Genomic DNA, 24,115 nt, shown 5'->3' with positions numbered 1-24,115 from the left:
GGTTAACGTTTTAAATCGCACTCAGCCTGTTCATAGTCAATTAGCTTGGTGATAGTTGGGTGAGTTCCGCAAACGGCGCAGTCATCGTTATGACTCGGGAGTTTTACCTTGCGGAATTCCGCCGTGAGTGCGTTGTAGGTGAGTAGGTAACCCGTAAGTAAATTACCCACTCCAAGAATATACTTGATTGCTTCCATTGCCTGCAAACTTCCGATGACGCCTGCGATTGCCCCAATCACGCCCGCCTCTTTGCAAGTCGGCACAGAACCTTTCGGGGGCGGTTCCTCGAAAATGCAGCGGTAGCAAGGCCCCTGCTCCGGCACGTATGTCATCAGCTGCCCCTGAAATCCGACAATACCTGCATGAGAAAAAGGCTTCTTCGCCATGACGCAAGCATCATTAATCAGGAACTTCGCCGGGAAATTATCGGTTCCATCAATAATGAAATTGTAATCCTTAATGAGGTCGAGAATGTTTTCGCTCGTTACGAAAGTATGGTAAGCGATTACATTCACGTCAGGATTCATCGCTTCCATGGTTTCTTTCGCGGATTGCACCTTGGGCTTACCCACATCTTGCGTGGCGTGTATTATCTGACGTTGTAAATTTGAAAGGTCAACCACATCGGCATCGGCAATACCGATCGTGCCCACGCCGGCGGCGGCAAGGTACATGGCCACTGGCGCGCCAAGGCCGCCCGCACCAATGACGAGTACCTTCGCATTCAAGAGCTTCTTTTGGCCCTTTACGCCGACATTTTTAAGAATGATGTGGCGCGAATAGCGTTCCAATTGTTCGTTGGTAAAAACCATTTTTCTATTGGATTTTCGAACTCATCACACGTACTTCGAGAGCGTCACAACATCTTCACCGCTCCACGTGTAAAGCGCGAGCAACGGCTCGTCTTTTGTTTGCATGGAATGGACGTGGTTCGAGGGGTGTAGAATAAATTCTCCGGGACCGCGGACTTTTGAAACGCCGTCTAATGTCCAAACGGCAAGGCCCGAAAGCACCACATAAAGTTCCGTGGCGGGGTGATAATGCGCCGGATACAAGGTATTCTTTCCGAGAAGCGTAAACCCGAAACAAAAATGCTCGTCGTGATACGGCGCTTCGGGCCCGAGGATTTCTCCCCAGCCCATACGGTTTCCTAAATCAGGCATATCGGCGCGAGGCTCGTAATTATACTTCCATGGCAAAAAAGGGAGTGCTGGCTTTAACGCTTTCAGCAAATTTGCAGTCTCTGAACTTCCGTGTTTTGCGGAGTCTTCAATCCAGCGAATCAACGGAGAATCGCTTTTTTCGAAAGTCCCACTCGGGGCAGGGATTTCACGCGCTACAAACTTGGCTGCCTCTTGACCGATATCATCGTCAATTTGGGCGCGTTCATTCAGAAATCGCTTCGATTCTTCAATTAAACGGGCGATAAAATCTTGCATCGGAATTTGCTCGTTTTACTTCACACTGGATTTCAACACGGCAACGGTGTGGCCGATCACTTCGCCCTTTAGGAATGCTTCGTAAGCTTCTTTAGCAGTAAGTTTCGAAGATTCCAGCGACTTTTCGATTTCGAAAGCGTTCTTGCCGGATTCTTTCACCGAAATATCGGCGAATGCTTTTTGCAAGTCGCTCGCGCGGTAGAATCGGAACGGCCCGAGGCCCGCCTTTTCTTGTGCAGCGTAGCCCGAAATCACGTCTTCGGGTTCCGCCTGCACCTTCCAGGAGTAAGTGAAAATTTCAGAAGAAAGCCCTGCCAGTTCACCGAGCTTGATAAGTGCGCTGAGAGGTACGCGGCCACCGAGTGTTGAATAAACGGCACCCTTGTCAGCCAAGTAATCGCGTGCCTGCTTGAGTGCCAGATAATGCAAATCCAGCATCTGTTCGTGCACGAATTCTGGAATCACTTCGACGCGCTTTTCCAGGTAATGGCCGCTGTTTCGTTTGTCTTCAATCTTGGTGTTGTCCGTTAACGGGACATTGGGCAGGTTCTCGTAAATCACGTCGTAACGGCGCTTGCCATTTTCAAGAGGTTGTAGAAGGTCGCCTGCACCGAATTCCAATTCAATTGAATCTGCATTCTTCAAATTTTTCCTGATGTTTTCAGCGGCGGCATCCACCACGCTTTCCAGCAAGTCGGTAAAACCTACGCGCTTGGCACCCAAAAGTTCAATGCCCGTCAAGACATCGATACCGGAGCCCGTACCGATTGAAGCGAAAGCTTCCACGTCGTGCCCCAAGTTTTCGCGAATCAGCTTGAAAGCGGGTGCCGCAATGTAGGCCACCCAATCGCTAGTAATATCTTCGGTCTTTGGCAAATAGGCGTGATCCGTTACAGCCACGGAAAGGTAATCTTGAACATGTTTCGGTGCTTCTTCTAAAGCCAGATACTTTTTAACATCAACTAAAATACTCATTTATAGGTTGCCTCACTTTTTTTTGAGTCCAAATATAGATGTGGACTATAGCCGCGTCCAATACAAAATTTCTAGCGCTTGCTATCAATTTTTTGTATAAGTAAAAAGCCCGTTTTTCCTTGACAAAGTTTATGCATTTATGTAGATTTATGCATAGAAATTCAAACCACGTTTTTTCAGCGCTTGGGAATGCTCAAAAATGCGACGTTCTTTTCGGTGCTGTTAACAAAAGGAGCCTTATACAATGGCACATTATCTCTTTACTTCTGAATCGGTGTCCAAGGGACACCCCGACAAAGTTTGCGACCAGATCTCGGATGCAATTCTCGACGCCTGCCTCGCCCAAGACCCGAATAGCCGCGTGGCTTGCGAAACGCTCGCCAACACCGGTCTCGTCGTGATTTCTGGCGAAATTACCACTAAAGCAGTTATCGATTACCAACAAATTGCACGCAAGACTATTAAGAGCATCGGTTACGTGAATCCGGAACTTGCTTTTGATTATAAGGGCTGCTCCGTGCTCGTTGCAGTGGACAAGCAGTCGCCCGATATCGCTCAGGGTGTTGACGCCAAGGCGGCCGAAGGCAAGGAAGATGACAAGCAGGGCGCAGGCGATCAAGGCATGATGTTCGGTTACGCCGTGAACGAAACCAAGGAATTGATGCCGCTTCCGATTAGCCTTGCTCACAAGCTCATGGAAGAAATCCAGAACCTCCGCGAATCCGGCAAAATCAAGTGGCTTCGCCCCGACGCAAAATCTCAGGTGACTGTCGAATACGACGAAAACGATAAGCCCGTGCGCGTCGATACCGTGGTGGTCAGCACCCAGCACGATGAATTCGTGAACGGCAAGGAACTCAAGCATTCTACCATCGAAAAGGAAATCATCGAAAAGCTTATCAAGAAGGTGATTCCCGCAAAGCTTTTGGACAAGAAGACTCGCTTCCTCATCAATCCGACGGGTAAATTCGTGATTGGAGGCCCGCACGGTGACTGCGGCCTGACGGGTCGTAAAATTATCGTGGACACCTACGGTGGCATGGGCCGTCACGGTGGTGGCGCTTTCAGCGGCAAGGACCCGAGTAAGGTCGACCGCAGCGCCGCTTATGCTGCTCGCTATGTGGCAAAGAATATTGTGGCAGCTGGTCTTGCAGACCGTTGCGAAGTGCAGCTTGCCTACGCTATCGGTTATTCCAAGCCGGTGTCCGTGCTGGTGAATACGTTCAAGACTGGCAAGATTGATGACCGCAAGATTGAAGAAATCGTGAAGAAGACCTTCGACCTTTCTCCGGCAGGCATCGTGAAGATGCTTGACTTGAAGAAGCCCGGCTACCAGGCAACTGCCGCGCTCGGCCATTTCGGCCGCACCGGCGCTCGCTTCACCTGGGAAAAGACGGACAAGGCTGCAACTTTAAAAAAAGCCGCTCGCGTCTAGTCAACAAAGTTCGTACCCGAAACGCTCGCTCTCGCCACCACGACTCATTAAGATGAGTCGCTTGTGGCTCACAGAAGAAACTCGCCAAAGCATAAGCGAATTCTCTCTAGCAAAAAGATTAAGGTTCGTCAAACGACGAGCCTTTTTTGTTATATGTCTCACTCCAAAAGCTTTTAGCGCTTATAGAACATTTTTTAGCACGTATGTTTTCTCTTGCGTCATTTCAGCAAGAGTTCCGGAGATGCCTTCTCGGCCGACACCGCTCATTTTGTAACCGCCAAAAGGTTGTTCAATATGTCGGTAGTTCCCCGATCCGTTAATAACAACGGCGCCGCATTGAAGATTTGCTGCAACGCGCATCGCTCGCTCTACAGATTTACTCATAATGCCCGCTTGAAGCCCGTACCTTGACGCATTGGCGAATTTAACGGCGTCTTCAAGTACGATTAAAGGATCGTTTCCACCTAATTCCAAAAAAACTCGTTTAAGTGTTTTTGCGCCGATTTCTGCCAGCGAAACACCAACTTCCGTGCTGCCAGTAAGAGAAATTGCGTTTACTTTGGGGCTTTCTGCAAGGATTTTTCCGATAAATTCACCAGAGCCTGTTATGATTTGCAATACGCTTCCTGGGATTCCCTGTTCTATACAAAGGGCAATTATTTTTATTAATGTAAGGGGGGGGTGTCGCTTGCGCGCTAACACGAATTTCTCCACGAGCTTCCTGAATGATTTTCCCCATTTTCCGTGAAAGATTTTGAGAAAGATCTTCAAGATGTTCTTCAATGGCATCTGCACAACGGTTCAGTAGGCGGACTCGTTCATGAGTGGGCACTTTCGCCCAAACGCGCTTTCCTACTTGCGCTGCATCAATCGCTTGATTGACATCGTCTGCAGTTGCCTTGGGTACGGTATCAATGAATTATCATAAATTTTTATAGCGCCTCGATACAATGAGTTGTTATAATTTTTAACGATACCTAGGTATCAAAAAACATTATTGGACATTTGTTTTTGCGACTTCTACATTTAGTCAGATGACAAAAAGAGTGGCAGTCGGTTTATCGGGCGGTGTAGATTCCGCCCTTTCGGCGTACCTGTTGCAAAAGCAGGGGTACGATGTGGTGGGGCTTACCATGGCAACGTGGGACGGCTCGGTGAATATGCCCGCAGTAGAAGGTCGTGAAGGCTGCTACGGCCCCAGCGAAGATAAGAATATCGAAGAAGCGAAACTGGTGGCAGACCGCTTGGGAATCCCGCATTATGTGGTTCCTGTTGCCGGCGAATATAAAACCAAGGTGCTGGATTATTTCCGCGCCGAATACCGCGCTGGCCGTACTCCGAACCCGTGCGTGCGTTGCAATCAGTCCATCAAGTTTGGCGCATTGCATTTGGCCGCCCGCAAAATGGGAATTGAATTCGATTGTTTTGCTACGGGGCATTATGCGCGCCTCGATTTCAAAAACGAGAATGAACCGTTCTTATATCGCGCTTTAGATGCGGGCAAAGACCAGACTTATTTTTTGTCGCGCCTCTCGGCAGAGCAACTTTCAACAGTGCTTTTCCCGCTGGGCGGTATGCACAAGCAAGATGTAAAGGCTCTCGCCGCTGAAATCGGCTGGGAAGATTTTGCGACCAAGCGCGAAAGCCAGGATTTTATCGAATGCGGTGATTACTCGGTGCTGTTCGAAGAATCGGACCAGGTGCCGGGCGATTTCGTGGATGTGAGCGGCAAGGTGCTTGGCCGCCATAAGGGAATTGTGAATTATACCGTAGGTCAGCGCAAGGGCTTGAATATTGGTGGGCAAAAGGAACCGCTTTTTGTGGTGGCTATTGATGCTGCCAAGAATCAGGTAGTTCTCGGGCCCCGCAGCGCTCTTTCCTGCATTCAAGTTTCTGCCATTGACTTAAACTTGATGGTCAACGAAAACTCGCCGCTGCTTAGGGGACCGCTAGACGCCCATATTCGCTTGGGCCACAAGGGCTCTCCCGCAAAGATTCTGGATTTGGAACCGGGCCGCATTCGCGTTGAATTCGAAACGCCGCAATTTGCAGCAGCTCCTGGCCAAGTGCTGGTGCTTTACGCCGGCGAAGGCGTCGTCGCCTCGGCAATTATTGACAAGTAATTTATTTGCAGTGTCGCAGGAGTGCGGCGATGTAAGCTTTGGCGTAGCGCGAAGGCGTTACGCCTTTTCGCATCACGTAACCGATGGTCATTTTGTCGCGAACGTCGAGGTGCCTCGCGATAATGTTTCGACCGTTGAGCTTGTGGCTGATGACACCCGAACAGATGGTATAACCGTTCAGGCCAATGAGCAGGTTGAAAAGCGTCGCGCGGTCGCGAACCTTGATATTGCGTGGACAGTCGAAATCAATGGCGGTCAGGGGTTCTTCGGCAAAGTAGAAGGAGTTGAAGTCGCCCTGTTCGTAGGTCAGGTACGGATACGGTTTCAAGTCTTCCAGCGTGATTTTTTCTTTTCGAGCGAGAGGGTTCCTGGACGACATAAACACGTGCAAAGGGGTCGCAAAGAGCGGTTCAAAGACCAAATTGTTCTTTTGAATGAGTTTTTTAATGACTTTTTCGTTCTTGTCGCTCAAATAAAGTACGCCTATTTCGCTTTTTAGCTTCGCAATATCGTCAATAATTTCGTTAGTTTGAGTTTCTCGGAGCGTAAAATCGTAGCTCGGACCGCCGAATTTTCGGATGACATCGACGAATGCGTTGACCGCAAAAGAGTAGTGCTGGCAGCTCACGGAAAAGATGGTACTGCCTCCTTTGCCGCCCTTGTAGCGGTCTTCCATCAGGGTTGCCTGTTCCAAAACTTGCCTTGCGTAAGAGAGAAGTTCGTCGCCCTCGTTAGTAATCGTGACGCCTTTATTGGAGCGGTTAAAAATGGTGACTCCCATTTCTTCTTCAAGCTCGTGAATGGCTGCCGTAAGGCTCGGTTGCGATATGAATACACGCTTCGATGCTTCGGTAATGTTGCGTGTGTCGGCTACGGCGATAGCATATTTAAGTTGTTGTAAAGTCATAGACCTTTCTTATAGCCAGTTATCAACTTTTCTTTTGTTTATACCATAGGAAAATTCTATGGTGAATGCCTAAAAAATAGTATTTTACCGATGATGAAAAAGGAGATATATTTGGCGGCGTAATCGAAAAACAAACAAAAAAGGTAGGTAAAACACTATGAGCAATAAAAAAACATCTGTAATCGGTTTCCCGCGTATTGGTAAGGCCCGCGAACTCAAGTTTGCAAGCGAAAAGTTCTTCAAGGGCGAAATCTCCGAAGCGGAGCTCCAGAACGTCGCCGCCGAAATCCGTCAGTACGGTTGGGCAAAGCAGAAGGCCGCCGGCATCGACTTTATTCCCTCGAACGATTTCTCGTTCTACGATAACGTTCTCGATACCGCATTCTTGTTCGGCATCGTTCCGGAACGTTATAAAAACCTCGACTTGAGCGTACTCGAAAAGTATTTCGCAGCCGCTCACGGTTACCAGGGTGAAAAGGGCGACGTGAAGGCTCTCCCCATGAAAAAGTGGTTCAACACGAACTACCACTACATTGTTCCGGAAATTGATGACGCTTCTGAATTCAAGGTGAATGATTCCAAGCCGGTGCAGGAATACAACGAAGCAAAAGCTGCTGGAATCCAGACCGTGCCGACTTTGATTGGCTCCTACACGTTCCTCCGCTTGGCCCGCTACAATGGTCAAAAGAAGGCCAAGGATTTTGTAGCCTCTGCAGTCGCTGCTTACGCGAAGGTTGCCGAATTGCTCGCCGCAGCCGGTGCCGAATGGATCAGTTTCGCCGAACCCGCTTTGGTGTTTGACGTGACCGCCGAAGAAAAGGAACTTTTCAAGTCTATTTATGTGGAACTCGTCAAGAAGGTGCGTACCGCAGGCCTCAAGATTGCCTTGCAGACTTATTTTGGTGATATCCGCGATGTGTACCAGGATGTGGTTGCCCTCGGTTTCGATGCCATCGGTCTTGATTTTGTGGAAGGCCTCAAGTCGCTGGAACTTGTAAAGTCCGGTTTCCCGAAGAACACGCTCTTGCTCGCCGGTATCGTGAACGGCAAGAACATCTGGCGTGCCGATTACTCGCAGAAGATTGCTCTGCTCGCCGAAATCGTGAGTGCTGTCGGTGCCGAAAACGTGGTAGTTGGAACTTCTTGCTCGCTGTTGCATGTGCCGTATACGGTTGCTGCCGAACAGAAACTCCCCGCCGAAACGCTCCGTCACTTCGCCTTCGCCGAAGAAAAGCTTGTGGAACTTGCCGAGATCGCAAGCGGTGACGTTAACGCCCTCGAAAAGAATAAGGCCTTGTTTGCAAAGCCGCGTGTGCAGGCAAACGCCAAGGTGCAGGCAGAACTTGCCGCCCTCACCGCCGCTGATTTCGAACGCAAACCGAGCCGCCTCAAGCGCCGCGAAGTGCAGAAGGCTGAATTCAAACTGCCCGCCTTCCCCACGACTACCATCGGTTCTTTCCCGCAGACGGCTGAAGTCCGCGCGAACCGCGCCGCTTTCCGCAAGGGTGAAATCTCCAAGGAACAGTATGTGGAATTCAACAAGAAGAAGATTGCCGAATGCATCAAGCTGCAAGAAGAAATCGGCCTTGATGTGATTGTGCACGGCGAATTCGAACGCAACGACATGGTGGAATATTTCGGTTCCAAAATTGACGGATTCGTGTTTACGCAGAATGCCTGGGTGCAGAGCTACGGTACTCGCTGCGTGAAGCCGCCTGTAGTCTGGGGCGACGTGAGCCGCAGCGCTCCGATTACGGTCGAATGGTCTGTATACGCCCAGAGTTGCACCAAGAAGCCGGTGAAGGGAATGCTCACGGGCCCGGTGACGATTCTCAACTGGTCGTTCCCGCGCGAAGACGTTTCGCTGAAGGTGCAGGCGCAGGAAATCGGCTTTGCGATTCGCGACGAAGTCCTTGACCTCGAAAAGAACGGCATTCGCATTATCCAGATTGACGAAGCCGCCCTCCGCGAAAAGCTGCCGCTCCGCAAGAGCGACTGGCACAAGGAATACCTCGACTGGGCCATTCCGGCATTCCGCCTGGTGCATGCGAAGGTCAAGCCCGAAACGCAGATTCACACGCATATGTGTTATAGCGAATTCAACGACATCGTGCGCGATATCGACAACATGGATGCCGACGTGATCACCTTCGAAGCTAGCCGTTCCGACCTCAAGTTGCTTGACGCCTTGAACGAAGCCAAGTTCGAAACGCAGGTGGGGCCGGGCGTGTATGACATTCACTCTCCGCGCGTGCCCTCGGAACAAGAAATTGTGGATGCGCTCCACAAGATTATTGCGAAGGTCCCGCAGCAGAACGTGTGGGTGAACCCTGATTGCGGCCTTAAGACCCGCGGCGAAACCGAAACCACGGCAAGCCTCAAGAATCTCGTGGCGGCTGCAAAGAGATTGCGCGCCGAATAAGCCGTAAGGAACATTTCTGGATTGATGCGTCTCACGTTTTTGGCGTGAGGCGTTTTTTATTGCACTTCCGCTGAAATTATTATACATTAAGAGTATGGATATCGCATCGAGTACATACCGCCGCATTTTTGTGCTGGGTTCTGGATTCAGCAAGTCGTTTTGTCCGCAAATGCCCACGCTGCGCGACTTGAACGAACTGATTCCCTTTGGAATTTCAGACGAGTTCCCGCACCTGCGTGATTACTGTAGGCGGTTTCTGGAGCTTTGCAACAATCAGGCGGAATACCTGAATATCGAAACGCTTTCGACGTCGATTCTGTCGGCGCAGATTTTCCCCGGTGTGCGCGAGAGCCTTTACCATTCGAGCCTGCGTTTTGAACTGTTGCGTTTTATTGCGGGTGCGATTCGCCATGACCATGCGGTAGATTCCCAGTCGGCGGCCATTCTCCGCAAGTTTTTGGCGGGCTGTGTGAATTGCCCGAGCGAAGGTGTGCGCGATACCTTGCTGCTCAGCTTTAATTACGACACGTTGATTGAAAACATCATTGCTGATGATCCTAAGATGAGTGCGAACGTGGCGGTAGATTATGGCGTGCGTATTGACCCTGCTGACCGCAGTGCGGTTCGTGCGCCGCGGACTCATTCGATTGACTTGCTCAAGTTGCATGGCTCGCTGAACTGGTACCCGGTCAAGGGCGCTTCTGATCCGCTTGATTTAAAGAATGTGTGCCAGGTGGAACCTTGCGACCGCAGTTTTCCGATTTATCGTGAAGACACTCCGATCTATATTCCGATGGCGCATGCCAAGGAATCTTTCTTGCGCGGGAGCCTGTTTAATTTGTTGTGGAGCAAGGCCGATTACTATCTCAAGAATGCTGAAGAGATTTTCTTCTTGGGCTATGGATTCCCGAAGTCCGACATGAACAATCTGGAATTTTTGCTGAGGCACCGTGACCGCTTTAAGAAGGTGGTGGTGTTCGAGCGCGAAGGGCACCCCGATTTGGAACGCCTGCGGGCTCTCTTGGGCGATACCCTGGTGCAGTCCATGGACGCCAAGGAATTCTTGACTAAGTTTTAGAACATCCTGATTCGCTCCGCCAAGGTCTTGCTATATTTTGCACAGAGGGTGCAAAAATGAAATTTATTGGATTGGCCTTATTGATGCTTGCGGGCGTCGCTTGCGCCCAGTTGGTGCAAAAGAAGGCTCCTACGGCAGCCGATAGCATTGATCTTGGCCATAAGAAAGGCCCGGTTGTCTATGCGGACCCTAAAGAAAACGAAAAGTCTGCCATAAAAGATGCGACTGTCGAAATGGACAGCAAGAAAATTTCAAACGATTCTACTGTCGGGACGTTGATTGGCGTTGGTGCCGAATTTGTGGGCGACATTGTGAAAGGCATGCTTTCGCCCAATTCTGCTGAAACCGACGCCGTAGAGTTAGAGCGGACTCGCCGTTAACCCAAATACTTTTCGCCGGATTCCACGCTCTGGTAAATGAGCGTGTTGATGGTCATGGGGCCTACGCCGCCCGGAACCGGAGTGTAGGCGGAAGCCACGTCGTCAAGACCCTTTTCGATATCGCCAACGCCACCCGGATGGTAACCGGCATCGACCACGACAGCGCCCTGCTTGATCCATTCCTTCTTGATGAATTCCGGCTTGCCGACCGCACCGACCAAGATATCGGCCTGCTTCACGAATTCGGGCAGGTTTTCGGTCTTGCTGTGGCAAATGGTCACGGTGCAGTCTGCGTTCAAAAGCATAAGAGCCATGGGCTTGCCAAGGATAGCGCTGCGGCCTACCACCACGGCGTGCTTACCCTTGAGCGGAATGTTGTAAGCCTTAAGGAGGCGCATAATGCCAGCCGGCGTTGCACAACCGTAAGCGGGTTCGCCCATTGCCATGCGGCCAAAGCCGAGGCAGGTCACGCCATCTACGTCCTTGCGGGCGTCAATCGCTTCGAAAGCGGCGCGTTCGTCGATGTGGCGCGGAACCGGGTGCTGCAGCAGAATGCCGTGCACGTCGTTGTTTTCGTTGAGTTCCTGAATCTTGTCGAGGAGTTCCTGCGTGGTGGTGTTCTTCGGGAGCACCACGCGGATGCTTTCCATGCCCACGCGGGCGCAGGCGTTGCCCTTCATCTTCACGTAAGTGGCGCTTGCCGGATCGTCACCCACCAAAATCGTTGCAAGGATCGGGGTCTTGCCCGTCTTTTCCTTGAGCTTTGCCACGCGGGCGCTGAGTTCTTCTTCAGTGGTCTTGGCAAGTGCCTTGCCGTCGAGGATGAGTGCTGCCATAAAATCTCCGTTGCGCGGGATGCGCGGGTTTTCGCCAAAAATAAAAAAACACCCTGCGTTTTGCAGGGTGCTTTAAAGTGTTCGGTTGGAAATTCTTAGAACAGGTCCTTGAGAGACGGGACCAAGGAGCAAACTAAAACCCACGGATAAGAAAGCGAGCCCTTGAGCCAGCCGGTCGTAGAAGCGCTCTGAACTGCCGGAGTGCTTGCTGTGGCGGTCATGGCATCCAGAGTATTGCGGACCCCTTCGATGGAGGTATCGAAGGTAGCCTTGTTCTCGTTGGCCGAGCTAATGAAATTTTTGAATCTTGAATTCATACAATTTCCTTATTTTTCTCACTCTTATGTGTAAATTTAGTAACAATAACCTTATTGTGCAACCCCTTTGTAAACCCCTGTTTACGGCGTTTGTGTAAGGTAAGTTGTTGTCTATTTGGATAAAAGTTGCTTAATTTTGCTAAAAACGCCAATTTTTGTTTAAAAATTTTTCTGGGAAATCGAAATTTTGTAATTTTTAAGGTAAAACGAAGGCTTCAAAAAGTGTTCGCCATGCGTTCCTAAAAGTGTTTTCTATCTTTGGATGTGGCGAAAATCACTAGAAATTGCGATGTAAGTCGCTATAAATCAAGGCGTTATATGAAAAATTTTGAGTATTTTTCGGCTTCTTTGGCACTGTCTTTGGTGCTGGTCGCTTGTGGTGGCGGAGAAAAACCCGCTGTAGACCCCGCTCCCGTGGCTGCTACGGCCGTTGCGGACTCGTCGAAACCGGATTTGAACAACCCCGTTGACCGCTACAGCTATGCGCTGGGTATGGACTTGGGCAAGGCGGTGGCGAATGTCAATGTGGACTTGAACATTTCGGTGCTGATGGGCGCTATCAAGGACCAGGTGGATTCTAGCCGCACCGTGCTGATGAGTGATTCTGCGTCGGAATCTGCCTTGCAGGACTTGCTTTTGCAGATGCAGAAGAAGAAGGAATCCGACGACAAGGCGCAAGCTCAGAAGGCTTTGGATGAACAGGCCAAGTTCTTTGCCGAGAACGCCAAGGATTCTACGGTCAAGAAGACTCCCAAGGGTGTGCAGTACAAGATGATTAAGGCCGGTACGGGCATTTCTCCCAAGATGGGCGACAAGGTGCAGGTACACTATATTGGAGCACTTCTGGACGGTACGGAATTCGACAATAGCGTCAAGCGCGGCGAACCGCTGGAATTTCCGGTGGATGCCGTGATTGAAGGCTGGCAGGACTTGCTGCAGGTCATGAAGGAAGGCGACAAGGTGAAGGCCTGGATTCCGAGTGGCTTGGCCTACGGTGAAGCTGGTGTGCCTCCGATGATTCCGGCGAATGCGATGCTGGTGTTCGAAGTGGAACTTTTGAAGGTTTTTGCCGAAGTGCCCGCGATTGATAGCGCTGCCGTGGCGCCTGCAGCCCCTGCTGCTCCGAAGGCTGAAGCAAAACCTGCTGAAAAGAAGCCTGAAGCGAAGCCTGCCGAAGCGGCAAAACCCGCTGCCAAGCCGGAAGCGAAGCCCGCCGAGGCGGCAAAAACCGCCCCTAAGAAATAACGTACTGCTAAATAATTATACGTTTATTGCCCCGCGCAAGCGGGGCTTACTTTATTACAACCACTGCCTACTGTCTACTTCCTACTTCCTACTATTTTTTTTAAATTTGCGGTGACACTTTTAATATTCTCCAGTGTTACAATGGTATGAACGGGAAAAATCTCCTTGACCGCATGGCTTTTTCGAAACTGTACGAGGCATATGCCCCGATGGTTTACAGACGCTGTGTCTTTTTGCTCAAGGACGATGCCGAGGCGAAGGATATGGTGCAAAACGTGTTTTTGCGCGTATACGAACGCATGGATGCCTTGGATCTTTCGCAACCGTCGAGCTTGTTGTGGAATACGGCGACCAGGCTCTGCCTGAACCGCATTCGCGACAAAAAGCGCCGCGGGCTAGATGTAGATTCGAGCGAACTCTTGCTCACCATCGCCTGCGCCGAAGAAGATGACGGAATCGAGGCCAGGGGCCTTTTGGCAAAGATTTTCTCGAAGGAGCAGGAATCGACCCGCACGATTGCGACGCTACATTATGTAGACGGCATGACGCTCGAAGAAACTGCTGAAACTGTTGGACTATCGGTGAGTGGCGTGCGTAAGCGTTTGCGTACCCTGCAAGCCAAGATCAAGAATCTGGAGGTTGAAAGATGACATCTGTCAATAAAATTTCCGATTTCAAGCTGGAACGCTATCTGCTCGGGGAACTCTCCGAAAAAGAAATGCGTGAACTCCAGGAACGCGAATTGAGCGACGAAATCTTTGCTGCCCGCGTGGCTGAAATGCGCCTGCAGGGCAAGCGCTTTGTGGCGGAAAATCCGTTTGTGGCTCTAGATGCGAAAATGGCTGCCGCGGAACAATCTGCCAATGACGAACACAATGTCGTTTCTGTAAGGTGGCTCAAGGTGGCTGCTGCGTTGGTGATTGCGCTGGGTGTGTTTTCTATGGTGGTGCTGAATCGCGATGATGCCACTTATGACCGCGATTCCGCTTCGATGCAAGTTGCCATGGCCGATGTAGATGACGGCACGCGAATCAAGGGTATGCAGGCTTCTTTGGAAGTCTGGAAAAAGACGGGTGACAGCGCCGTGCAAATGGTGAACCTGGGCGATGCCCACGAAGGCGACGAAATCCAGTTGCGTTACCGTGTTCCGCAAAAGTGCTTCGGCATGCTTTTTAGCATGGACGGCAATGGAACCATTACCATGCACATGGGCGAGGGCAATAAGGCTATTGAACTGGAACCCGGCAAAATGACGACGCTTCCGTTTGCCTACAAACTTGATAACGCTCCGAAATTCGAAAAGTTCTTCTTGCTCACATCGCAGAATTCTTTTGAAATTGACGGCAACGATATTGACAAGAGCCTGAAGCAGACCGGTGTAGAAAACGTTTCGTTTACGCTCCGCAAAGTTGGGAAATAAGGGGGAGAAAATGAAAAAGATTTTGGGTAAAATTTTATTCTGCGATTTTTTGTCGGGCTCGGCCATTTTCTGCCTGGTGTGCCTGGTGGCGATTTTGGCGGCTGCAAGCAATGCCCATGCCGCTGCGAATTCCGGCGAGATCGCGATTAACCGTTACGTGTTCGCGGTGAGTGCGAATAACGGCGGTAAGGGCCGCCCGGTGCTGCGCTATGCCGAAAGCGATGCCCGCGCGTTCGCCAATGTGCTTTCGCAAATGGGCGGAGTGGCTAAGCAGAATGTGTACCGCGTGACAGAACCCAGCGTTGCCTCGTTGCAAAGTCAGCTGGATGCTCTCGATAAAAAGTTGCAGGCTGCAAGGTCTGCCAAGGCGGCAGATGTCAATTCCCGCGAAGAAGTGTTGGTATATTACAGTGGCCACGCCGACGAAAAGGGCCTGCGTCTGGGTGAAGAAATATACAGCTGGAAAGAATTCCGCAAGCGTGTGGATGCCTTGCATGCCGATGTGAAAATCGCCGTAATTGACGCTTGCGGCTCGGGAGCCATTACCCGCGCGAAGGGCGGTGTCGCTGTCCCTGCGTTCATGGTCGACAAAAGCAGCGACATGAAAGGCTACGCCTTTATCACCAGCAGCACTCAAGATGAGTCGAGCCAGGAAAGCGACAAACTCAAGGGTTCCTTCTTTACGCATTCGCTGGTGAGCGGCCTTCGCGGCGCGGGCGACGTAAGCGGTGACGGCAAGGTGACTCTTTCTGAAGCTTACCAGTTTGCCTTCAATGAAACTTTGCAGAAGACCGAAGCCACAATGGGTGGCGCCCAGCATCCCAGCCGCGACATGAACTTGGCGGGCACCGGTGACGTGGTCATGACCGATTTGCGCAGCACGAGCGCAGGCCTCGACTTGGACGAAGATGTAGACGGTCACTTGTTCATTCGCGACGAAAAGGGTGAACTTGTCGCCGAACTTTACAAGAAATCTGGTCGCGCCATGAGCCTCGGGTTCCCTGCCGGCAAGTACAGCGTACGCTTGGAACGCCCTGCCGAATATAAGGAAGCATCGATCACGCTTTATGACAACAACCGTGCGCGTCTCGGCAAAAAGCAGTTCACGGCGGTCGCTGTCGAAAAGACGGCTCTTCGCGGCGAAATCAAGAGCGAACGTTCTTGCGCTAATGGCGATACGGCAAAATGCTCCCTAGATTCGCTTGACCGCAACGGAGTTTCTCGCACGACGTTTGGTTTTTACGATCGCGACAATGACCCGCGCAAGGGCGTGCAATTGGGCCTCTTTGCCACCAAGACGAAAGACTACATGGTCGGTTCGCAGGTGAGCTTGTTCGTGAACAGCGCCGACAAGGATATGCGTGGCTTTCAGGTAACGGGCCTCTTGAATATCGCGAACGAAAATATCGACGGTGCGCAGATTTCGGGTACCGTGAACTATGCCGAAAGTGTCGATGGTCTGCAGCTGTCCTATATCAACTGGGCGTCTGAAAAATCCGAAGCGGCGCAAATCGGTTTTGTGAATGCCGCTCTCGATACCATGCGCTATTTACAACTGGGTTTTGTAAACGCTTCTGAATACAGCGGAACTCATGTTGGCTTTGTGAACGCGAGTGTTGGCTCCAAGGTACAGGTGGGCTTTGTCGATGCAGCTAAGAATGCCGATGTTCAAGTGGGCTTTGTCAATGTGGCAAAAGACAACGACGTTCAAGTCGGCTTTACGAACGTGGCGGTCAATTCCCGTGTAGGCGTGGGCTTTGTAAATGTGTCGGCTTGGGAGGGCGGCACGCAGGTGGGTTACGTGAATGTCGCTACCAAGTCCGAGGGTCGCCAGGTAGGTTTTGTGAACGTGTGCGGGCAATGCGAAAAGACTCCGGTGGGCTTTATTAGCGTGGTCGGTAACGGTGTATGGTCTGCTACCACCTCCTTGAACGAAATGGGAGCTCTGGATCTTTCACTCCACTTGGGTACGGCTTATTTCTACACGGCATTCCAAGTGGCCCGCCCCTTCGAAAAGGGTAACGGATTCAAGCACTTTGAAGACCGCTACGAAAGCGGATATGGTATCGGTACGCAGTTCGGCAAGTACGGTAACCACTTTGAATTGGAATACATGCTCCTGAACGCCCACGAAGCTGTCTCGTTCAGCGACGATACGAATGAAAATTACCACCACCGCCTGCGTTTAGGCTTTGTGCACAAACTGTTCCCGGGTGTCGGCCTTGCGGTAGGCGGTACGCTGAATGTGGTGACGCTTGGCTATGCGGACAAGCTTTGGCCAAAACCTTGGAACAACTACCACGACGACTTTGGTAGCGAAAAGCATAAAGGCCGTTTCTGGCCCGGATTCTACTCGGGCATTACCGTGGGTAGGTTCTAAAAGAAAAATTATTCCGCGCAAAGCCTGCCGAGTTCGTCCTTCTTTTCGAGGATGGTATCGAGCAGGCTTTTGTAATCCATGTCGGTATTGTTGCGGAGCAATTCGGTAATTTCTACAACCGGCGTGTAGAGCGGCGTGAGCGAGAGGTTGCCGAGGACACCCTTCAGCGCATGGGCTGCCTCGAAGGCGGCATTCAGGTCTTTCGCGGCAATAGAATCCTTGAGCTTGTCGAAGTTGCCCTCGCCGGGAATGGTCGCCACGAGTTTCAGGTACAGCGCCTCGTTCCCGAAGCAGCGTGCAAGCCCCTCGGCGGTATTTGCCCCAAAAGTGTTCAGTTTTTCGATGGTAATCATGCGCCCCTCCGGCGTTCAAGTTCCTTTTCGATGAAGGGTACAAAGTCCTTCGGCGGGACCGGCTTCGAGAAGAAGTATCCCTGGATAATCTGGCAGCCCATTCCCTTGAGGGTATCGAGCTGCGACTGCGTTTCTACGCCTTCCGCTACGGCAGGAATCTTGAGGAATTTCGCAATGCCCGCTACCAGTTCCACGAGTTTCAGGTTGCGTTCGTCCTTTTCCATGTTGCGCACGAACGACATGTCGATTTTCAGGATGTCGATGGGGAGCGTTGTGATCATATTCAGCGAAGAATATCCGGCGCCGAAATCGTCCATCTCGATGCGGAATCCCTTCTTGCGCAAGTTCTTGATGACTTCGATAAGGCGCTCCATGTTTTCGCAGTAGGCGCTCTCGGTCACTTCGAGCATGTATTCTTCCGGGGAAAGGCCGTTTTCATCGAGGAGCCGCAGGAACTTCGTTTCCAGTTCCGGATCCAGGATGTCGATGCGGGACACGTTCACGGAAACAGGCACCGTTACGCCGAATTCGTCCTTCCATTTCCGGATTTGTTTGGCGACCTCATTCCAGACAAAGTTGTCTACTTTTTGTATAAGCCCGTTCCCTTCGAACAGCGGAATAAAGTCGCCCGGGCTAATGAATCCGAGCGTCGGATGTATCCAGCGGATAAGGGCTTCGGCGCTGGTGAGTCGCGGAATGTCACCTTCGATGTTAAACTTGGGCTGGTAATAGACAACCAGGTTCTTGTTGTCTATGGCGCTTTGCAAGTCGCGGATGAGTGTTTCCTCGAACATGTAGCGGGAATGCATCTCGTTGTTGTAGCGGGTGAACGACTGGCTTAGATCGCCACGGTTCTTGTCGCAGGCGGCTTTTGCGCGGTCAAACCAGGCCTCGATTTCCACGTTGCGATCCACGTTTTCCCATAGGCCGCAGCGTACGCGGATGTGGTTTACCTCGAAAAATTCTGTAAGGATTCCCTGGACTATGTTGCGGATGTTGTCGTAATTTTCCTGGTGCGTCGCAAAGATATAGAAGGTGTCTGCGTCTGCACGGCAGGCGATGGCGTTCATGGGGGCGAGTTCATTCTTGAGCGCGCTACCGATTTCTGCAAGCAGGTGGTCGCCAAAGTCCCTTCCGCAGAACTCGTTCACCAGGTGGAACTGTTCGATGTCAAATACGATTGCGTCGCGCGGGATGTCCCTGCTCCACAGTTCTATCTGGCGGATGTATTCAAAGAAGTAGTCCTTGGTGTAGAGGCCGGAAATATGATCGCGCTCCGTCTGGCGGATAATGTCCTGGTCTTCGAAGAGTTTGATGATTCTTTCGCAGCGGGTGAGAACCACCTCGGGCATGTCGAAGGGTTTGGCGATAAAGTCGGCGGCGCCCAGTTTGAGGCTGCGGACTTCGGATTCCTTTTCGGAGGTCATCACGATGACCGGAATGCGCTTGAGTGTTTCGGTGGTTTCTCTTTTTTTCAGGAATTCAAACCCGTCCATCACGGGCATGAGCAGGTCCAATAGGATAAGCGAAAACCGCTTGTCTTGTCTGGAGAGTGCTGCGAGAGCATCCTTGGCGTTGTTGGCATATTCGACGTCGTAGTTCACGGAAAGGATATTACCCAGGATTTCGCGGTTTACCACCTCGTCGTCTACGATAAGGACGTGTCTTTTGATAGTAGTGATCTGGCGTAGTTTTTTCATTGGAGAAAACTCCTTTTATCCGTGAATAAATATATGTAAAAAGAAATAAAAAGGTACGGTTTCGCGCAACAAAGCGTTTTTTTAGATATCTTTAAAAGAGAATTACCAGAATACGAGGTCCCCATGTTCGGTCGACACCTTCCCCTGAGCGAACAGGCTTTGCAAGTTATCGAGCAGATCGGCGAAGATATGCCGGGTGGCTTTTTTATTTACAAGGCGACAGGTAACGAGGAACTGCTTTACGCGAACAAGGCCGTGTTCAAGATTTTCGGCTGCGAGACGCTCGAAGAATTCAAGGAACTTACGGGCTATACCTTCAAGGGGATGCTCTACCCAGACGACTACGAGAAGGTCTCCGGCTCCATTGTGGACCAGATCGAAAAGAGCCAAGGCAACCTGGACTACGTGGAATACCGAATTGTCCGCAAGGACGGCAAGATACGCTGGCTCGACGACTACGGCCATTATGTGAACTCCGATGTGTACGGCGGGCTTTTCTACGTGTTCATTTCGGACATTACCGAAAAGCGTGTGCAGATGGAGGCGGACAAGGCTGTATTTACTGCAGTTATCGATGCGTTGAGCCGCGCGTACTACGCCGTATGGCTCATCAACGACATTGCGACCGGGAGTTTCTCGCTGTTCCGTGCCGATACTTCCGATGGCAGCATCCACGCGAGGCCCACCAACGAGGCCCTGGAACTGCTCACCTACGAAGACGCCAAGGCGAACTACATCAACAACTATGTTGCCCCGTCGGACAGGGAGCGCCTGAATAAGGAATTGACGCTTGAAAACATTACGGCGAATACTACGAGCAAGAAGGTGTTCGGCGTGGGGTTCAAACGCATCGTCGGGAGCGAAGAACGGTACTACCGTATCGAGTTTGCGCAGGTGCAGCTCCCCAATGGCAAGACCGGCATCGTGGCGGGTTTCAAGGACGTGGACGAGGATGTGCGCAAGGACCAGGAAATACAGCAGGTGCTGCGCGACGCCATTGAAACGGCAAACGCCACCAGCAAGGCCAAAAGCGACTTCCTTTCGAGCATGAGCCACGACATCCGTACGCCCATGAACGGGATTATCGGCATGACGGCAATCGCGACTGCCCACCTGGACGACCGGGAACGCGTGGAAGACTGCCTCAAGAAAATTTCGGAAGCCTCGAGCCACCTGCTTTCGCTCATCAACGAGGTGCTCGACATGAACAAGATCGAGTCGGGCAAGGTGGAACTGAACGAGGAAAACTTCAACCTCTCGGAACTCGTGGACACGCTGCTTGCCATGACCAAGGCTCAGCTCGAAAGCCACCGCCACACCCTGAAGGTTGACATTGCGGACGTAATCCACGAAAATGTCATCGGCGACAGCCACCGCATCCAGCAGGTGTTCGTGAACCTGATGAGCAATGCTATCAAGTACACTCCCGATGGCGGGACCATCTCGCTCACGGTGGCGGAAAGGCCCACCAACGCCCATGGTGTCGCTTGCTACGAATTTGTCTTTGAAGACAACGGCATCGGCATGACAGAGGAATTCCAGAAGCACCTGTTCGAACCGTTTACGCGCGCAAACGACAAGAAGACTGCCGCCATACAGGGAACGGGGCTCGGTATGACAATCTCGCAGAGCCTGGTGCGCATGATGGGTGGCGACATCCAGGTGAAAAGCAAGCCCGGGGAAGGGTCGCGCTTTGCTGTTACCGTCTACCTGAAATTTGTGGACGTGCAGAATGCGGAAGCCCACAAGGAAGACCCGCTCAAGAATCTGGAAGACCTCAAGTTCGAGGGCAAGCGCATCTTGCTGGTGGAAGACCACCCGGTCAATGCGGAAATTGCGAAGAACGTGCTGCAGATGACGGGGCTCGAAATAGAATGGGTCATGGATGGCGCAGCGGCCGTGGAACGGATGGCGGACAGTAGCGAGGGTGAATTCGACCTGGTATTCATGGACATCCAGATGCCCAACATGGACGGCTACCAGGCGACTGCGGTCATCAGGGCCATGACGACCTATGCAAGGAGAATCCCCATCGTGGCGATGACCGCGAACGCCTTTGCCGACGATATCCGCAAGGCGAAGGAAGTCGGCATGAACGACCATATCTCCAAGCCGCTGGACTTTAAGGAACTTGCAAAAATTTTGCAGAAGTGGATAAGGGTGTAACGTTATGTTGTCTGAAAAACGCAAAAAATTGTCCGTTTTGAGTGCGTGGGCGCTCTCCTTCGGTTGTGCCGTAGGCTGGGGTGCATTCGTGATGCCCGCGACAACGCTCCTGCCGATTGCGGGCCCCCTGGGAACAGTTATCGCCCTTGTGCTTGGCGCCGTGCTGATGGGTGTTGTCGCCTACAATTTCCACATCATGATGAACCGCATTCCCGGCACGGGGAGCGTATTCTCCTTTACCAAGCAGCTTTTCGGCTACGACCATTCCTTCCTTTGCACCTGGGCCACGGCCCTTGCGTACCTGGCGGTATTGTGGGCCAATATGTCGGCCTTTGTGCTGTTTATCCGTTTCTTGTTCGGACCCGTATTGCAAAGGGGCTTCAGTTATACCATCATGGGCTACGAGGTCTGGGCAGGCGAGCTGTTTACCACGCTTGCAATTATACTTCTGTTCGGGTTCATCAGTTGCAGGAACACCAACGTGCTGCGCCTGGTGAATACGGTGCTTGCGCTCCTGTTCTTTGGCGGTGTGGTCAGCCTGTTTGCAATTATTGCCTGCAAGGGCGGGATTGATTTCTCGGATATGGGCCCGGCCTTTGCGACGGCGGGAGTCGCGAAGGATCATTCCCCCCTGATGCAGATCGTGAACGTGCTGGTGCTTGCCCCCTGGGCATTTGTAGGCTTTGGCGTGGTGAGCTTTGCCTCTTCCACCTATGACTTCAAGCCGAAATACGGTTTCGCCATCATGGTGGCGGCTCTTGCAACCGGAGCGATTGTCTACGCCCTCATAGCTCTTCTTTCGGTTTCGGCAAACCCTGCAGGATCCGGCAATTGGGAAACCTATTTTGCCAACCTGCAAAACTTCAAGGGAATCGATGCCGTCCCGGTATTCCACGCCGTTTTCAAGACCCTCGGCAACGGCGGCCTTATTGTGCTCGCCATAACCATCACGGCGGCCATTTCCACGAGCCTTCTTGGGCTTTACCGAACAATCGGGCGCATGTTCCTGAGCCTCGCCGAAGATTCCGTGATGCCGTCCTGGTTCGGGCATATCAACCGTCACGGCGCCACCAACTACGGCATTATCTACGTGATGCTCCTTTCCTGCATTATTCCATTCTTCGGGAGAACGGCCATCGGCTGGATTGTGGACATCACCTCCATCAGTGCATCTATCATTTATCTGTATGTTTCTGCGGGGATAGTGAAAATTGCCCGCAGTGAAACCGGCAGGCGAAAGACGGTGCTGAACTTTACGGGAATCCTGGGTGTCGTAATATCCGCCTTCTTCTTTTTCTTCCCGCTTACGCCGACGCTTTGGAACATGAATACCATTGCCACGGAATCCTTCATGATTCTGATGGCGTGGAGCATTGTGGGGTTCGTCGTTTACAGGGCCGTGTTCATGCGCGACCAGGAGAACCGTTTCGGCAAGTCGGCCATCATGTGGGTGACCATGCTGTTCATATTGCTGTTCTCGGCGGTGATGTGGGAACGCCAGGTCACTAACGACGAAACCGAGGATGTCATCGCGCATATCAGCGAGTTCCATACGGATCTGCATAAAAAGATGCATATTCCCATGACCGAAGGCCAGATAGTCCAGGAAAAGGACTTCATGGAAGAGCAGATGGACCTTGTCCGCGATTCCCAGCTGAAGAACAATCTGGTAGAAACGCTCTTCATTATCCTGTGCATCTTCATCGTGGTGAACATTTACCGCACGCAGCAGCAACGTGAACAGAAACTGGACCACGAAAAGCATATTGCCGAGGAATCCAACAAGGCAAAGACCATATTCCTTTCGAACATGAGTCACGACCTGCGCACGCCCATGAACGCGATTATCGGCTACACCAACCTGGCGCGCAAACCGGAGGCGACCCCCGAGCAAATCCAGAAATACCTGACCAAGATCGATTCTTCGAACATGTACCTGATGGCCCTCATCAACGATATGCTTGAAATGAGCCGCATCGAAATCGGGAAGATGGAACTGGAAGAGCGGCCCACCGACCTGCGGAAAATGATGGAAGAAATCCGCGATATGTTCGAGGCGCAGATGGTGGGCAAGAACATCGCCTTTGCCGTGAAATACGACGGCCTCAGGAACCCGGTGGTGCTCTGCGACAGGAACCGCATGAACCGCGTGATTCTGAACCTGGTCAGCAACGCATTCAAGTTTACTTCGGAAGGCGGGCACGTTTCCGTGACTCTCGCCGAAAAGGAATGCATCGAAGAGGGCATGGCCGCATTCGAAATCCGCGTCAAGGACGACGGTATCGGCATTTCGCCCGAGTTTGCAGACCGCGTGTTCGATGCCTTCGAGCGGGAACGCGTCTCTACCATTAGCGGCGTGCAGGGAACGGGCCTCGGGCTTGCCATTGCAAAGAACGTCGTGACACTGATGGGCGGGACCATCAGGTTTGATTCGAAGGTCGGTGAAGGGACGGAATTCTTCATGAATGTGGAACTGAAGAAAGCTACAGGCACGGAGGTTCCCGAAAGCGGCGAGCGCAATACCTCCATCGCAGCCAAGGCGGATTTCACGAACATGCGGCTGTTGCTGGTAGAAGACATGGAAGTGAACCGCGAGCTTGCAAAAATCATTCTCGAAAGTCTCGGGTTCAAGGTTGAGATGGCGGTAAACGGCAAGCAGGCGGTCGATATGGTGGAGAAGAACCCCGCCGGTTACTACAACGGGATTGTCATGGATATCCAGATGCCCGTGATGGACGGCTGCGAAGCGAGTCGCCAGATTCGAGCGCTCTCCGACAAGAAGAAGGCGGTAGTTCCCATTATCGCTATGACCGCGAATGCCTTTGGCGATGACCTCAAGAAGTCGAAAGAAGCAGGAATGAACGCGCACTTGGCAAAGCCCATCGATGTCGGCATGCTCACGGAAACACTTGCGCAGTGGGTGCGGTAAAGCTTTAACA

At 51.8% G+C, this 24,115-nt stretch carries 21 protein-coding genes; 11 read left to right on the top strand and 10 right to left on the bottom strand.

Translation table 11 applies throughout. From position 1 onward, the window contains the following. Positions 1-2: 2 nt before the first annotated feature. Genes B9Y58_RS11265 through B9Y58_RS11255 form a run of 3 tightly spaced genes read right to left on the bottom strand, consistent with a single transcriptional unit; the run spans position 3 to position 2,414 of the window. Positions 3-812, bottom strand: a complete 810-nt coding sequence (locus B9Y58_RS11265) for a HesA/MoeB/ThiF family protein (RefSeq protein ID WP_073056592.1) — start codon at positions 810-812, stop codon at positions 3-5. A gap of 24 nt (positions 813-836) precedes the next feature. Continuing rightward, positions 837-1,439 (bottom strand): dimethylsulfonioproprionate lyase family protein, encoded by a 603-nt coding sequence (locus B9Y58_RS11260; protein WP_073056594.1) that lies wholly within the window; start codon positions 1,437-1,439, stop codon positions 837-839. A gap of 15 nt (positions 1,440-1,454) precedes the next feature. Further along, positions 1,455-2,414, bottom strand: coding sequence for a 50S ribosomal protein L11 methyltransferase (locus tag B9Y58_RS11255; protein ID WP_073056596.1), 960 nt, complete (start codon positions 2,412-2,414; stop codon positions 1,455-1,457). 244 nt (positions 2,415-2,658) lie between these two features. Here B9Y58_RS11255 and metK point away from each other — a divergent pair, with 244 nt between their 5' ends. Further along, positions 2,659-3,849 carry a methionine adenosyltransferase gene (metK, locus tag B9Y58_RS11250; protein ID WP_073056600.1) on the top strand — a complete coding sequence of 397 codons (1,191 nt, stop codon included), beginning with the start codon at positions 2,659-2,661 and terminating at the stop codon, positions 3,847-3,849. A 180-nt stretch (positions 3,850-4,029) separates the two neighbouring features. Here metK and B9Y58_RS11245 read toward each other — a convergent pair whose 3' ends face one another. Continuing rightward, on the bottom strand, positions 4,030-4,551 hold the full coding sequence (locus B9Y58_RS11245) for an aldehyde dehydrogenase family protein (protein WP_073056603.1): 522 nt from the start codon (positions 4,549-4,551) through the stop codon (positions 4,030-4,032). Continuing rightward, entirely contained in the window at positions 4,442-4,720 is a 279-nt protein-coding gene (locus B9Y58_RS15170; RefSeq protein WP_369828743.1) for an aldehyde dehydrogenase family protein, read from the bottom strand. Before B9Y58_RS15170 ends, B9Y58_RS11245 begins: the two co-directional genes overlap by 110 nt. 163 nt (positions 4,721-4,883) lie before the next feature. Here B9Y58_RS15170 and mnmA point away from each other — a divergent pair, with 163 nt between their 5' ends. Beyond that, positions 4,884-5,972, top strand: coding sequence for a tRNA 2-thiouridine(34) synthase MnmA (gene mnmA / locus B9Y58_RS11240; protein WP_073056610.1), 1,089 nt, complete (start codon positions 4,884-4,886; stop codon positions 5,970-5,972). Between the two features lies 1 nt (position 5,973). On the opposite strand, the gene B9Y58_RS11235 is transcribed toward mnmA, so the two are convergent. Beyond that, entirely contained in the window at positions 5,974-6,879 is a 906-nt protein-coding gene (locus tag B9Y58_RS11235; protein WP_073056613.1) for a LysR family transcriptional regulator, read from the bottom strand. 157 nt (positions 6,880-7,036) lie between these two features. Between B9Y58_RS11235 and metE the strand changes: the two genes are divergently transcribed. The 3 genes from metE (at position 7,037) to B9Y58_RS11220 (ending at position 10,759) form a co-directional block, all read left to right on the top strand. Next, positions 7,037-9,301 carry a 5-methyltetrahydropteroyltriglutamate--homocysteine S-methyltransferase gene (gene metE, locus B9Y58_RS11230; protein WP_073056616.1) on the top strand — a complete coding sequence of 755 codons (2,265 nt, stop codon included), beginning with the start codon at positions 7,037-7,039 and terminating at the stop codon, positions 9,299-9,301. 94 nt (positions 9,302-9,395) lie between these two features. After that, on the top strand, positions 9,396-10,379 hold the full coding sequence (locus tag B9Y58_RS11225) for a hypothetical protein (RefSeq protein WP_073056619.1): 984 nt from the start codon (positions 9,396-9,398) through the stop codon (positions 10,377-10,379). Between the two features lie 56 nt (positions 10,380-10,435). After that, the gene (locus B9Y58_RS11220; protein WP_073056622.1) at positions 10,436-10,759 is read left to right on the top strand and encodes a hypothetical protein; all 324 of its coding nucleotides are present in this window, start codon (positions 10,436-10,438) and stop codon (positions 10,757-10,759) included. Here B9Y58_RS11220 and folD read toward each other — a convergent pair. Together folD and B9Y58_RS11210 are read right to left on the bottom strand one after the other, a co-directional pair. Further along, complete coding sequence (gene folD, locus B9Y58_RS11215) at positions 10,756-11,595, bottom strand: bifunctional methylenetetrahydrofolate dehydrogenase/methenyltetrahydrofolate cyclohydrolase FolD (RefSeq protein WP_072798351.1); 840 nt, start codon at positions 11,593-11,595, stop codon at positions 10,756-10,758. The genes B9Y58_RS11220 and folD overlap by 4 nt on opposite strands. 95 nt (positions 11,596-11,690) lie before the next feature. Then, a complete protein-coding gene (locus B9Y58_RS11210) occupies positions 11,691-11,912 on the bottom strand; it encodes a hypothetical protein (RefSeq protein WP_073056624.1) in 222 nt (73 codons plus the stop codon). 318 nt (positions 11,913-12,230) lie between these two features. On the opposite strand from B9Y58_RS11210, the gene B9Y58_RS11205 reads away from it, so the two are divergent. The 4 genes from B9Y58_RS11205 (at position 12,231) to B9Y58_RS11190 (ending at position 16,957) form a co-directional block, all read left to right on the top strand. Continuing rightward, entirely contained in the window at positions 12,231-13,157 is a 927-nt protein-coding gene (locus B9Y58_RS11205; protein ID WP_073056626.1) for an FKBP-type peptidyl-prolyl cis-trans isomerase, read from the top strand. A 146-nt stretch (positions 13,158-13,303) separates the two neighbouring features. Then, positions 13,304-13,807 carry an RNA polymerase sigma factor gene (locus B9Y58_RS11200; protein ID WP_073056629.1) on the top strand — a complete coding sequence of 168 codons (504 nt, stop codon included), beginning with the start codon at positions 13,304-13,306 and terminating at the stop codon, positions 13,805-13,807. Beyond that, on the top strand, positions 13,804-14,577 hold the full coding sequence (locus tag B9Y58_RS11195) for a hypothetical protein (protein ID WP_073056631.1): 774 nt from the start codon (positions 13,804-13,806) through the stop codon (positions 14,575-14,577). The genes B9Y58_RS11200 and B9Y58_RS11195 overlap by 4 nt, the downstream gene beginning before the upstream one ends. 10 nt (positions 14,578-14,587) lie before the next feature. Continuing rightward, a complete protein-coding gene (locus B9Y58_RS11190; RefSeq protein ID WP_073056633.1) occupies positions 14,588-16,957 on the top strand; it encodes a caspase family protein in 2,370 nt (789 codons plus the stop codon). 8 nt (positions 16,958-16,965) lie between these two features. Here the strand turns inward: B9Y58_RS11190 and B9Y58_RS11185 are convergent, their stop codons facing one another. Together B9Y58_RS11185 and B9Y58_RS11180 are read right to left on the bottom strand one after the other, a co-directional pair. Next, positions 16,966-17,310, bottom strand: coding sequence for an Hpt domain-containing protein (locus B9Y58_RS11185; protein ID WP_073056635.1), 345 nt, complete (start codon positions 17,308-17,310; stop codon positions 16,966-16,968). Next, positions 17,307-19,010, bottom strand: a complete 1,704-nt coding sequence (locus B9Y58_RS11180; RefSeq protein ID WP_073056638.1) for a putative bifunctional diguanylate cyclase/phosphodiesterase — start codon at positions 19,008-19,010, stop codon at positions 17,307-17,309. The genes B9Y58_RS11185 and B9Y58_RS11180 overlap by 4 nt, the downstream gene beginning before the upstream one ends. Positions 19,011-19,133: 123 nt before the next feature. Between B9Y58_RS11180 and B9Y58_RS11175 the strand changes: the two genes are divergently transcribed. Beyond that, a complete protein-coding gene (locus tag B9Y58_RS11175; protein WP_073056641.1) occupies positions 19,134-21,176 on the top strand; it encodes a hybrid sensor histidine kinase/response regulator in 2,043 nt (680 codons plus the stop codon). Positions 21,177-21,180: 4 nt separating this feature from the next. After that, complete coding sequence (locus B9Y58_RS11170; RefSeq protein ID WP_073056643.1) at positions 21,181-24,105, top strand: amino acid permease; 2,925 nt, start codon at positions 21,181-21,183, stop codon at positions 24,103-24,105. Positions 24,106-24,115 lie beyond the last annotated feature (10 nt).

The sequence above is a fragment of the Fibrobacter sp. UWB15 genome (assembly GCF_900177705.1).
In the GTDB taxonomy this organism is placed as follows: Bacteria; Fibrobacterota; Fibrobacteria; order Fibrobacterales; family Fibrobacteraceae; genus Fibrobacter.
Note: the sequence above shows the minus strand (reverse complement) of the source record. Positions and strands in the feature narration are given on the sequence as shown.

Bases quoted from the DNA above. Each gene is read 5' to 3' on its own strand.
- B9Y58_RS11265 (WP_073056592.1), bottom strand. From the start codon at position 812: ATGGTTTTTACCAACGAACAATTGGAACGCTATTCGCGCCACATCATT.
- B9Y58_RS11260 (WP_073056594.1), bottom strand. From the start codon at position 1,439: ATGCAAGATTTTATCGCCCGTTTAATTGAAGAATCGAAGCGATTTCTG.
- B9Y58_RS11255 (WP_073056596.1), bottom strand. From the start codon at position 2,414: ATGAGTATTTTAGTTGATGTTAAAAAGTATCTGGCTTTAGAAGAAGCA.
- metK (WP_073056600.1), top strand. From the start codon at position 2,659: ATGGCACATTATCTCTTTACTTCTGAATCGGTGTCCAAGGGACACCCC.
- mnmA (WP_073056610.1), top strand. From the start codon at position 4,884: ATGACAAAAAGAGTGGCAGTCGGTTTATCGGGCGGTGTAGATTCCGCC.
- B9Y58_RS11235 (WP_073056613.1), bottom strand. From the start codon at position 6,879: ATGACTTTACAACAACTTAAATATGCTATCGCCGTAGCCGACACACGC.
- metE (WP_073056616.1), top strand. From the start codon at position 7,037: ATGAGCAATAAAAAAACATCTGTAATCGGTTTCCCGCGTATTGGTAAG.
- B9Y58_RS11225 (WP_073056619.1), top strand. From the start codon at position 9,396: ATGGATATCGCATCGAGTACATACCGCCGCATTTTTGTGCTGGGTTCT.
- B9Y58_RS11220 (WP_073056622.1), top strand. From the start codon at position 10,436: ATGAAATTTATTGGATTGGCCTTATTGATGCTTGCGGGCGTCGCTTGC.
- folD (WP_072798351.1), bottom strand. From the start codon at position 11,595: ATGGCAGCACTCATCCTCGACGGCAAGGCACTTGCCAAGACCACTGAA.
- B9Y58_RS11210 (WP_073056624.1), bottom strand. From the start codon at position 11,912: ATGAATTCAAGATTCAAAAATTTCATTAGCTCGGCCAACGAGAACAAG.
- B9Y58_RS11205 (WP_073056626.1), top strand. From the start codon at position 12,231: ATGAAAAATTTTGAGTATTTTTCGGCTTCTTTGGCACTGTCTTTGGTG.
- B9Y58_RS11200 (WP_073056629.1), top strand. From the start codon at position 13,304: ATGAACGGGAAAAATCTCCTTGACCGCATGGCTTTTTCGAAACTGTAC.
- B9Y58_RS11195 (WP_073056631.1), top strand. From the start codon at position 13,804: ATGACATCTGTCAATAAAATTTCCGATTTCAAGCTGGAACGCTATCTG.
- B9Y58_RS11190 (WP_073056633.1), top strand. From the start codon at position 14,588: ATGAAAAAGATTTTGGGTAAAATTTTATTCTGCGATTTTTTGTCGGGC.
- B9Y58_RS11185 (WP_073056635.1), bottom strand. From the start codon at position 17,310: ATGATTACCATCGAAAAACTGAACACTTTTGGGGCAAATACCGCCGAG.
- B9Y58_RS11180 (WP_073056638.1), bottom strand. From the start codon at position 19,010: ATGAAAAAACTACGCCAGATCACTACTATCAAAAGACACGTCCTTATC.
- B9Y58_RS11175 (WP_073056641.1), top strand. From the start codon at position 19,134: ATGTTCGGTCGACACCTTCCCCTGAGCGAACAGGCTTTGCAAGTTATC.
- B9Y58_RS11170 (WP_073056643.1), top strand. From the start codon at position 21,181: ATGTTGTCTGAAAAACGCAAAAAATTGTCCGTTTTGAGTGCGTGGGCG.